Here is a 1,842-nt window from a genome sequence, read left to right as displayed (position 1 = left end):
CTACCTGGCGTTCTGGATCTCGTGGGCCGGCTTCGCGGTGTACGGGAACATCGCGGGCGACGACGCGCGCACCGGCGTCCTGATCACCGCGATGCTCGGGCTCGCCGTCATGGCGGCGTCGGTGCCGGGCATCCACGAGTCCCGGTCCAATGCGTTCGTCATCGCGTACGTCGCGCTGCGCTGGTTCTCCGGTGCGGTCATCGCGCGGGGGAAGGTCCTGCTCGACTGGCCGCTGGCGCAGTACGGGCTCGGAGCGGTGCCGTGGCTGGTCTCCCTGTGGGTGGACGCGCCGCTGAAGTACTGGCTCTGGGTCGTCGGGATCGCCATCGACCTCGTCGTGCTGCTCCTCGCGTCTGCGTCACGCACGATGCAGAACGCGGAGGAACGTCTGGAGCGTGCGCAGGGTGGACGCCGGGGAGGTCCCGGCGGCGGCCGGCCCTTCGTGCTCCAGGGCACCCACGCCGACGAGGAGCACCTCGCGGAGCGGCTCGGCCTGTTCGTCATCATCGTGCTGGGCGAGGGCCTCATCCAGATCATCGACGCCGCCGCCGACTCCGCGACCTGGAACCAGGACCCCGCAGTCGTCGCTCTCGGTGCGTTCGCCCTGCTCGCGGCGGTGTGGACCGCGGGCCTGCTGCACGGGACGGCCGGCATCCCCCAGCTCACGCCGCACACGGTCGCACCCCGGATCGTCATGCTCCTGCACGCCCTGCTCACCGGGGCGCTCGCGGCACTGGCCGCCGCCCTCGGGGTCGCCGTCGAGCACGCCCACGAGCCTCTGCCCGACCAGTATCGGGCCCTGCTGTGCGGAGCGGTGGCCGCCTACTGCGCGATCGGCGTGGTGACCGCCCTGCTGGTGGGCAAGGACCGGCGGTGGATCCTGGCGCGCGGCCTGCCGAGCGTGGCGGTGCCGGTCGCGCTGATCTTCCTGTGGCCGGACCTGTCGGTCGGGCTGCTGGTGTGGATCCTCGTCGCGGTCGTGGTGTGGCTCATCCTGGAGAAGCCGGCGGACGGACGACCGCGGCGGGAGCGCCGGCGGCCCGGCGTCAGCTGATCGACGAATGCCGACGCTCGCGCGTCCGGACCACCAGCACGATCGCGGCCCAGAGCAGCGCGACCGACGCGAAGAACGCGGTCACGGCGATCAGGGTTCCCGGGAACCGCTCCCGGAGCACCCCGCCGCAGTGCTCGGCGACGGTCGTGCCGGGGGCGAGCTCGATCGAGTAGCTGTCCTCGGCGCAGTTCCGGTCGATCGCGTAGGCGCCGATCGCCAGGAACAGACCCCACGGGACCAGGAGGACGAGCAGCCAGCGCAGCTCCTCGCCGAGAGACATCGGCCGCCGACCCCACAGCCGACGCTCGGCCCGGGCACGCCGCCGCAGAGCTCGAGCGCCCAGCACGACCCCCACGGGAAGCAGCACCCAGCAGGTGATCACGAACAGCACCGCCCCACCTCCGCGTCGACGGTAGAGCGACGCGGACCGGGCGGCGCCCGAACGACGTGGCCGTCACCCGGACGGCTCACGGCAGGGTGACAGGCAACCCCCACGCCTCGAAGTGCTCCGGGCCGATGAACGCGGTCAGCTCAGCCACCTGGTCCCCGCGGAACGTGAGCACGTCGATCGACCACGCCCGATGCACGTGCTCGCCCGGCCCTCGCAGGTAGGACGCGACCGCCGGCTGGCCGTTCGCGCTCGTCGGCACGTGCCGCCACGAGCCGCACACGAACGCGACGGTGGTCGCGAAGTCGCCGACGGTGGAACGCCCCCGGTACCAGTGCGGCAGCGGCGGCATGGACCAGGTGGCGTCGTCGGTCACCAGGGAGAGCAGGAGGTCCACGTC

General features: G+C 72.5%; 3 protein-coding genes. 1 reads left to right on the top strand and 2 read right to left on the bottom strand.

The features are described from left to right. A partial coding sequence (locus tag AC1DUQ_RS21370; protein WP_477074591.1) for a low temperature requirement protein A occupies window positions 1-1,054 on the top strand: 1,054 nt, incomplete at its 5' end. Here AC1DUQ_RS21370 and AC1DUQ_RS21365 read toward each other — a convergent pair. Beyond that, window positions 1,047-1,445, bottom strand: a complete 399-nt coding sequence (locus AC1DUQ_RS21365) for a hypothetical protein (protein ID WP_477059470.1) — start codon at window positions 1,443-1,445, stop codon at window positions 1,047-1,049. The genes AC1DUQ_RS21370 and AC1DUQ_RS21365 overlap by 8 nt on opposite strands. Window positions 1,446-1,521: 76 nt before the next feature. Further along, a partial coding sequence (locus AC1DUQ_RS21360; protein WP_477074590.1) for a nuclear transport factor 2 family protein occupies window positions 1,522-1,842 on the bottom strand: 321 nt, incomplete at its 5' end.

The sequence above is a fragment of the Cellulomonas sp. P4_B5_2 genome, assembly GCF_056402235.1.
The sequence above is the reverse complement of the archived record's forward strand: the minus strand, read 5'-3'. Positions and strand labels throughout refer to the sequence as shown.